The 208-nt window shown below is 66.8% G+C and carries 1 protein-coding gene; it reads right to left on the reverse strand.

Features of this window, described 5'->3' with window-relative positions; translation table 11 throughout:
* Positions 1 to 208 (reverse strand): DUF1522 domain-containing protein (locus tag TSA1_RS38660; RefSeq protein ID WP_145984450.1); only part of this gene is annotated, 208 nt, incomplete at both ends.

Below are 208 nucleotides of genomic sequence, written 5' to 3' on the forward strand. Positions count from 1 at the left end.
GAGCTTCGAGTTGAGCTGATCGAGCGTCTTGACCGTGCCGTTGGTGCCGTCGCCGAAGGTGACGTCGACCGCCGTACCGCCATTGAAGGAGGTGAAGGTCAAGTTCTTGCCGGTGAGGCCGCCAACGCCGGAGGTACGAGCCGCGGTGAAGGCGGTCGCGGTGCCGGTGTTGCCGGCGAGGCCGAGCGCGTTCAGCGCATTGCCCGTG

Source organism: Bradyrhizobium nitroreducens, from assembly GCF_002776695.1.
GTDB classification, from domain to species: domain Bacteria; phylum Pseudomonadota; class Alphaproteobacteria; order Rhizobiales; family Xanthobacteraceae; genus Bradyrhizobium; species Bradyrhizobium nitroreducens.